5 protein-coding genes are annotated in these 8,175 nt (G+C 51.7%); 4 read left to right on the forward strand and 1 reads right to left on the reverse strand.

The genetic code is table 11. The features are described from left to right. The first annotated feature begins 18 nt into the window (after window positions 1–18). Window positions 19–1,248, forward strand: coding sequence for an MFS transporter (locus H6G52_RS13975; protein WP_190529102.1), 1,230 nt, complete (start codon window positions 19–21; stop codon window positions 1,246–1,248). A gap of 170 nt (window positions 1,249–1,418) precedes the next feature. Here H6G52_RS13975 and apcB read toward each other — a convergent pair whose 3' ends face one another. Continuing rightward, window positions 1,419–1,925, reverse strand: coding sequence for an allophycocyanin subunit beta (gene apcB / locus H6G52_RS13980; RefSeq protein WP_099531842.1), 507 nt, complete (start codon window positions 1,923–1,925; stop codon window positions 1,419–1,421). Window positions 1,926–2,327: 402 nt separating this feature from the next. On the opposite strand from apcB, the gene glnA reads away from it, so the two are divergent. The 3 genes from glnA to H6G52_RS13995 all read left to right on the forward strand — a co-directional run bounded on the left by glnA (window position 2,328) and on the right by H6G52_RS13995 (window position 7,742). Beyond that, window positions 2,328–3,749, forward strand: a complete 1,422-nt coding sequence (gene glnA / locus H6G52_RS13985) for a type I glutamate--ammonia ligase (RefSeq protein WP_099531744.1) — start codon at window positions 2,328–2,330, stop codon at window positions 3,747–3,749. Window positions 3,750–4,262: 513 nt separating this feature from the next. Further along, complete coding sequence (locus H6G52_RS13990) at window positions 4,263–5,000, forward strand: Coq4 family protein (RefSeq protein ID WP_190529104.1); 738 nt, start codon at window positions 4,263–4,265, stop codon at window positions 4,998–5,000. Window positions 5,001–5,327: 327 nt separating this feature from the next. Beyond that, window positions 5,328–7,742: a dynamin family protein gene (locus tag H6G52_RS13995; protein WP_190529106.1), complete on the forward strand. Its 2,415-nt coding sequence runs from the start codon at window positions 5,328–5,330 to the stop codon at window positions 7,740–7,742. The last annotated feature ends 433 nt before the right edge of the window (window positions 7,743–8,175 follow it).

The raw sequence follows: 8,175 nt of genomic DNA on the forward strand, positions 1-8,175 counted from the left end.
CAGTGTGAGGTGCGTCCAATGTTGAATTTGAAACGGTTGCAATCGAGACCGGCCCGACAGTTTTTGTACCTGTGGGCGGGTCAGACTTTAATTTTCTGTGCCGCACAAATTTGGTTGGTGGCCCTGACTTGGTTGGTGTTGCAAGAAACCCAATCTGGTTGGGCGGCGGGGTCGGTGTTGATGGCAGCGGCGATTCCTCGGGGGCTGTTGATGTTGTTGGGGGGAGCTATGAGCGATCGCCTGCCCACCAATCGGGTGGCGGCGCTGGCGGGGGCGATCGCATCCCTGGCAATTATGGGGGTGGTGGGAATGCTGCTGGCCGATCGCTTCGCCCTGGAAGGGATGATCGCCATTGCGGCTCTCTTTGGTTCCCTGGAAGCCTTTCTTTATCCTGCCGTTTTGGCCCTGTTGCCGAAACTGGTTCCCGCCGATCGCCTTTCTCAGGCCAATGCTTGGATGCAAGGCAGCGAACAGATCACAAATGTGGTTGGGCCGGCGGCGGCGGGCTTGGCGATCGGGGCTGTGGGGCTGACGGCCACTTTTACCCTCAATGCCTTGTTGCTGTTGCTCGGCAGTCTTTGTATTTTTCTGGTGCAACCCAAGGCTCCCGGGCGATCGGCCCATTCCCCTCAGTCAACGCCGAAACAGGCCCTGGCTGCGGAAATTGGCGAAGGGTTGCGCTATGCCTGGCAGCGATCGGACATTCGGATCGGGTTGCTGCTGATTGCGGCCATTAACTTTGCCATCCTGGGGCCGATCGTGATTGGCGTGGCCCAACTGGTAACCGTGCGCTTACAGGGCAACGCCACCACCTTTGGATCGCTTCAGGCCGCCTATGGCGTGGGGGCCCTGCTGGGTGTGGTGATTGCGGGGCAACTCAACGCGATCGCCAACCTCAAAACGCCCCTGGCTTGGCTGGCGGGAGCCTTGGGATTGGGCTTAATTTCCCTGGGCTTTGTTCACAGCACTGCCCTCGCCGCGATCGCGATCGGGGGAATGGGGATCGGTGGCGGCATGGTGGGTGTGTTGGCCATGACTTGGCTGCAACAGCAAACCGCCTTCCACATGCAGGGGCGAATGATGAGCCTGATTATGTTTGCGGCGGTGGCCTTGGATCCCTTTTCGCAGGCGGCCTCGGGTGCGTTGTTGGAAATCAGCCTCACTGGATTGTTTGTGGCGGCGGGGATCGTCATGTTGTTGACGGCAATGGGCGCGGCGATCGGGCCGGAAACTTCCCGATCGGCCTAAAATCCCAAACCATCAATAACCGTTGATTAACCCCAACGCATATCCCAAAACCATTCGCCCAAAATCATTCGCCCAACATCCACAACCCTGCATCCAGCAAAAACAATCGCCCGCAGAGGCCCCAACCTCCACGGGCGATGTCTTGCTAGACTTGCCCATCGGGCAAAATCCTAGATGTCCGACTCGCTCAGTTCGCGGGTCATGTAATCAAACGGTGCATCCACCACGCTGGCATCCACACCGGCCGCCGTCACCAGCGACTTCACAATATCCTTCATGATTTGAATGCCGCGCACCGTCGGAGCCGGAGGCACACCCAAAGAGTTGTAGGTTTCGCGCAGACCGTTCAGCACACGCTCATCCAACACATCCGCATCCGCCGCCACGATCGCGTAGCTGGCATAGCGCAGGTAGTAGTCCATATCCCGCAGACAAGCCGCATAGCGCCGAGTGGTGTAAGCATTGCCACCCGGACGAATCAGCTCGGGCACTTCCTCAAATAAAGCCAAGCCCGCTTGCTTGACAATATCCGCCGCATTGGCATTAATCACCGATGCCGCCTTGATCCGAGCTTCACCCGACGCAAAGTAGGCCTTCAGGTCGTCCATTGCGTCGCGATCGAGGTAGCGACCCGTAATGTCATAGTTTCTGATTAAAGTCGTCACAGCATCGCGCATCATGAGCGATTCTCCCAACAGTCTTTATCGAAGAGAAATATTGACAGTAGCCTACATTAAGGAAGCTGCTTGTCTTAAACTCGTCCCGGGACTCGGCTGAAATCGCTACACATCAGACGGTGCAACGGATTTCTGCGGCGACGCTCGGGCCCTCTCAATCATCGCACACCGCAGCGCCTAGCCCAAAGTCTCAGCACTAAGTTTTGTATCTCCCCTCAGCAGAGAAATAGTAGTTTCTGATACAAAAACCGCCCTAGCCTCTCTTTAGGATGTGACGAATGTAGCGCTACCCCGAGTAAGCGTCATTTATAGGTTTTGCTCTAAGCGCAACCGTGACAGAGGGGCAGTGCCTCGCATCTATTCCAAAGAGCGACTAAACAAACAGGTTCAAGGAGTTCGTTCATGACGACTGCCCAAGATGTCTTGAAAATGATTCAAGACCAAAATATCGAGATGATCGACCTGAAGTTTGTCGATCTCTTCGGGATCTGGCAGCACTGCACCTTCCATCGCAGCCTTATCGACGAAGAAGCCTTCACCGAGGGCGTGGCCTTCGATGGTTCCAGTATTCGCGGTTGGAAGGGCATCCAAGCTTCCGACATGTCCATGGTGGCTGATCCCAACACCGCCTGGATGGATCCGTTCATGGAAGTGCCCACCCTGAGCATGGTCTGCTCAATCAAAGAACCCCGTACCGGCGAGTGGTACGATCGCGACCCCCGCTCGATCGCGGCTCGCGTGTTGGGCTACCTGCAAAGCACCGGCATCGGCGACACCGTATATTGCGGCCCCGAACCGGAATTCTTCATCTTCGACGATGTGCGCTACGGCCAAAACGAGCACGAATCCTACTACCACGTGGATTCGATCGAAGCCCAGTGGAACTCGGGTCGGATTGAAGCGGGCGGCAACCTGGGCAACAAAATTGGCTACAAGCGTGGCTACTTCCCCGTTGCTCCCAGCGACACCCTGCAAGACATCCGCACCGAAATGCTACTGACCATGGGCAAGTGTGGCGTGCCCATTGAAAAGCATCACCACGAAGTGGCAACCGCCGGCCAGTGCGAGCTGGGCATGAAGTTCAGCGACCTGATCAGCGCCGCTGACAACGTACTGACCTACAAGTACGTGATCAAGAACGTGGCCAAGAAGTACGGCAAGACCGTCACCTTCATGCCCAAGCCGCTGTTTAACGACAACGGCTCCGGGATGCACACCCACATGTCGATTTGGAAGGACGGCCAGCCCCTGTTCTTCAGCCCCGATGGCTATGCCAACCTGAGCAAGATGGCGCTGAACTTCATCGGTGGTTTGCTGAAGCACGCTCCCGCTGTGTTGGCCTTCACCAACCCCACCCTCAACTCCTACAAGCGCTTGGTGCCGGGCTTTGAAGCGCCGGTGAACTTGGCCTACTCGGCGGGCAACCGATCGGCTTCGATTCGGATTCCGCTGACCGGCTCGAACCCCAAGGCCAAGCGTCTGGAGTTCCGTTGCCCCGACGCAACCTCCAACCCCTACCTGGCGTTCTCGGCCATGCTGTTGGCGGGTCTCGACGGGATCAAGAACGAAATCGATCCGGGCGAACCGCTGGATGTGGACATCTACGACCTCAGCCCCGAAGAACTGAGCAAAGTTCCTTCGACCCCCGGTTCTCTGGAAGGCGCTCTGGAAGCGTTGGATCAAGATCGCGGCTTCTTGACCGCTTCGGGTGTGTTCACCGATGACTTCATCGACAACTGGATCACCTACAAGCTGGATGCGGAAGTGAACCCGATGCGCCTGCGTCCGCACCCCTACGAGTACCTGCTGTACTACGATGCCTAATTCCCGAATGGGTTAGGTGGCTGGGTTGCGCTGGGGCTGAATAAATCGCCCCGGCCAACCCAACCGGTAATCTCACAATTCAAGAGGCGATCGAGTCGTTTGCTCTGTTGGCAAGCCTGGCTCGATCGCCTCTTGTTTTTTGGGGTTGGAACTGTTTGGAGCGATCAATCGGGCGAAGTCAGGACTGAAATAACGCAGATCATGGTGGTTGATGACAGTTGCCAGCCTAGGACGGGCCAGTCGTCGCGCTTGAGACTTCAGACTACTCTCGTCTGTCGAGTTGAATTAAAAATGAAATTTATTCATGTTTTGCTTGACAGGACAAAAATTCTGCTGATATTCTAAAAACATGAGAGACACTCATTTTCTGAGTTGCCCCACCCCTGAAAGCACCGTCCCGCCAGGGTATGAGCTAACGAACGGAAGTGCTAGCTTTCTCCCGACTATTCAGCAACTTCACCCTCCCTCGAGAGGTGATTGGGTTAATTTTGCAGTCCCCTGGAGCTACTGTCTATGCAACCGCTTCATTCAGCGACATTGAACGACTCTTTGACCGGTTCCATGCAACCGCCGACCCCCAATTCTTTTTCTCAGGGTATGAAGTCGTTTTTTTCAAAGTTTTTGATTTTCAAGTCATTCACTGCCATGCTGCTTGGCAGCAGTAGCCTGAAAACGGTTGGTGAACTAGTGGATGGCTTGCTGGAAACTCCCGCCTACGCTTTGGCAGCACAGTATCTCAGTCAGAATCCGGCTTGTGCCGCCTTAATCCGTGAGCGCTATCTGCCACCGGCCCATGATTTAGAAACCCTCTTGACCCTGCCTTCGGATTCGCTGGGGTATATCTATGCAGCAGAAATGAAAAACAAGGGCTTTGATCCCAATCTCCATGCTGGAATGACTGCCAAATCTGACGCTGAATATGTTGAAATGCGTCTGAGTCAAACCCATGATCTTTGGCACATTGTGACTGGATTTGCTCCCTCTGAAATCGGCGAAATTGGCTTGCAGGCATTTCACTTGCCACAATTTCCCTATCCATTAGCCAGCATGTTGGTTGCAAACAGTTTGATTATCAGCACTCTGATGGCACCCACAACATTGCCACTTTTGCTAGAGGCGATCGCTCAGGGATTTCAAATGGGGAAGGCTGCTCAACCTCTGTTTGCTCAAAAGTGGGAAGAGGGATGGGAAAAGCCCCTGAGTCAATGGCAGGCAGAGCTGAACATCCAACCCATTCAGTATTCATCATGAATCTAATTCAGCCGTTTCAGTGAAATCTGAACTGATGAATTAGTCGTAACTTCAGAGGCGATTGAGCCGTTTGCTATGTTGGCAAGCCTGGCTCGATCGCTTCTTGGTTTTGGGCCGTTCGTGATCGAGGGCAATCGGGCTAGGCTAGGGCAAAACGGGAGGCTGTGAACGACCTATGGCGAGCAAGTTAATCGAGCTGGACGATGGTGTGTTGATCGAGACCCGTGTAAACATCCTTTTAAAAACTTATTGAGATGCAAAACTGTTACATGTAATCGTGTGTTATGTTATCCGTGCAAGATCACCAATCAGCTCCTTAACCGAAACATGACACACCCCGAGTTTCAGGTTGCCTACTCACGCCTCAACTCCCTCGGAGATAATCTCGCAACCTACTTGGCGGAACTGAAGGCTGGCTTGGAGCAACAGGGTGATAGTACTGCTGGCCTTGATGATATCGCTAAAAACATTAGCAGCAGCCTAAAGCATCTACAAAACCACACTTACCAAGTGGCTGTTGTAGCCGCCATGAAGGCAGGGAAAAGTACCTTTCTCAATGCAATGATCGGTACTGACATTCTGGCAAGTGAATCTGCATCCTGCACAGTTTGTCGAACGGATATACGCCATATCCCCAATGCAACAGATTCAGAACTCTTAGAGTACCGTGAGGGATCTAGTCACCCCATCTCATTGGCGAAGGGCAATGCCCAATCAATCCAAACAGCTTTCCTGCATCGGACACGCGAGATTCGGGAACGTAATAACCCAGACCAAACGGTTAACTTTGAACTGCGCCACCCAATTGCAGCAATTCAAGATCTATCCTTCTTGTCTGGTCTAGTGCTGATTGACACACCTGGCCCCAATGAATGGGAATCAGCAGGCTTTGAGACCAATGAACTGAAGAAAACCACCCTCGAAGTTGTCCGGAAGTGTAATGCCGTTCTTTTCCTTTTGGATTACACCTCCTATAAGGACAACGCCATTACTGGACTGTTTCAAGAGCTAGTGAAAGGTCGGAAAGAGTTTTTACGGGAGAATTCAGGGCGGTTATACTTCATTCTGAACAAGATTGACCAGCGAGGTGAAAAAGATCCTCCGGTGGTGGAAACTATTGAACTCCTGAAGCGAGAACTGGAAGGATTCGGATTTGATTATCCCCAGGTTTATGCAGCTAGCTCAAGGAAGGGGCTACTTGCCAAAATGATTTTGGCTGGAACTGCAAGCTCAGACAGTCGTTCAGATTTCATCCGTTTCTTTTCGGCTGCCTATGCAACAGAGAATGAAGAGGGTGATCTGATCACACCGAGTCCTAAGAAGATCGCTCCACAAGCCTTGGAAGATAGCGGAATACCCATTATCGAAAATTCTGTTATTCAGGAAATCATTCGCCAATCTGGGTGGCATTTTCTGGAAGAAATTGTTGCTTCTTTGGATAAGGAGGCTGTTTCAATTGAAACGCTTCTCAAGACAAAAATTGCTGGCTGGAATCAGAGCATAGAGGGGCTTCGCCGACTGATTGAGTCCTATGCCCAGAAGTCTGAAAGTGCTCAAGAACGAGTTGAGCAGGTGCGGCGAAAGGTTGATGCTGAAAAGAAAATTGTGACCGACCATCTTAGTAAAGGCATCGATCAATTCTCTGATCGCTCAAAGGAAAGATTCCATGCAGTTATAGAAGAAATTGTTGAATCTCGCCGTCAGGGCAAGACGGATTTTGAGGGATCAAAAGATAAGTCAAAAAAGGAAAAAAGCAAGAAAAAAGGTCAAAAGAAGGAAAATCAAGAAGGTTATAGTGAAGAACGGCCTTCCAGCCAGCCTCTCTCAACTTATGCCACTCCTATCATTGATGGTCTTGGTGAGGGAATAGGTGCAGTTCTGCAAATGTTAAACCCTAAGCTAGCTGGGATTGTGCAAGGAGCTACCAAGGTCATCGCCAATATTGTCCACTTTACAACTGACTTCTATGAGAGTTTGGAGCCACCTGTAGTCGAAATTATGAAAAAAGACGTGGGTACTCCCAATTTTGATCCTCGAAAAATTCAGTGCAAGTCACAGGATGAGGCAAAAAAGATTGAAGAGAAAATCAACGGCTACTTTGGCCCCCACTTGCAAAGCTGGTGGCTAGAAACTCAAGATCTACTGATTCGTAATGGTAATCAAGTTCGTCAAGAAATATCGCAGAGCATCCGCCAGGATATACAAGCAATTTCTGACAAATTGGCTTTCCATTTAGGTCAGGCGTTAGAAATTGATTTAGAGGTGACACCCATTCAGTTTCTGGACTTTGATTTTGAAGGAATAGATCGGTTGATTGAAGTTCAACAGATGATGATTCCTCGTGAGCGGCAGGAGAAAAAGAAGCGCAAGTCCGGTGGCTGTTGCTCTAAGACAACCTATGAGATCAAGATCGTCAAATCCAGCGAGACAGTTTACTGTATCGATCTAGATGAGCTTTCAAGGTCGCTTGATATGATGATTGACAATCAAAATCAAGCCTCAAAAGAAGTCTTATCGAGGGCTGTTGCACATCAGGTTCATCAAGATTTTCGATCTGCAAAAATTCAAATTGATCAGTATATCAAAGGATTTCAAAGGCAATTTGAGGAAATCCTTTCACGTCGGGAATCAGAATCAATTAGCCATGAAAGGATTCAACCGATCCTGGAGAGTGCTTTATCACAGGTTGCAGAAATTAGGCAATCACTCCGCGAGGCTGATCACTCTATTCCACGTCAGTAGCTTTACTAGGCAGCTATAGACTATCTACTCAATGGAACTCGATGGGCGTAGGATTGATGCACCCGTGCCCGCGAAATCTATCAACAACTGGGAGCCACCAAAGACCTCGATCGCATCGAAACCGAGTGGCATCAAGCACCCTAAACCCAAAACAGGCGTAGGGTGAGTGGGAGAACGCTTTCGGGGTAACGGTTTGGCTGGTTGGTCTCCCACGCACCATCGATCGCCCCTCGGGATCACGAGTCAGTTGATCTGCGCCAATGGTGGCGGTGCGTAGGGCACAAACCCCACCTCTGGAACCTGCGAACCGTTGCCCTACGCACCCTTGTATGTGGAAGGCGGTGGAGAAGGAAGGTTAAGCTCAGGCATAATCGACCATCTCCCATCCGGTAGAGACTCTGGACGCACCCTCAAGCCTTGGAGCTTGGCTCGT

Origin of the sequence: Limnothrix sp. FACHB-881 (assembly GCF_014698135.1) — a bacterium.
In the GTDB taxonomy this organism is placed as follows: Bacteria; Cyanobacteriota; Cyanobacteriia; order CACIAM-69d; family CACIAM-69d; genus CACIAM-69d.

Bases quoted from the DNA above. Each gene is read 5' to 3' on its own strand.
- H6G52_RS13975 (WP_190529102.1), top strand. From the start codon at position 19: ATGTTGAATTTGAAACGGTTGCAATCGAGACCGGCCCGACAGTTTTTG.
- apcB (WP_099531842.1), bottom strand. From the start codon at position 1,925: ATGCGCGATGCTGTGACGACTTTAATCAGAAACTATGACATTACGGGT.
- glnA (WP_099531744.1), top strand. From the start codon at position 2,328: ATGACGACTGCCCAAGATGTCTTGAAAATGATTCAAGACCAAAATATC.
- H6G52_RS13990 (WP_190529104.1), top strand. From the start codon at position 4,263: ATGCAACCGCTTCATTCAGCGACATTGAACGACTCTTTGACCGGTTCC.
- H6G52_RS13995 (WP_190529106.1), top strand. From the start codon at position 5,328: ATGACACACCCCGAGTTTCAGGTTGCCTACTCACGCCTCAACTCCCTC.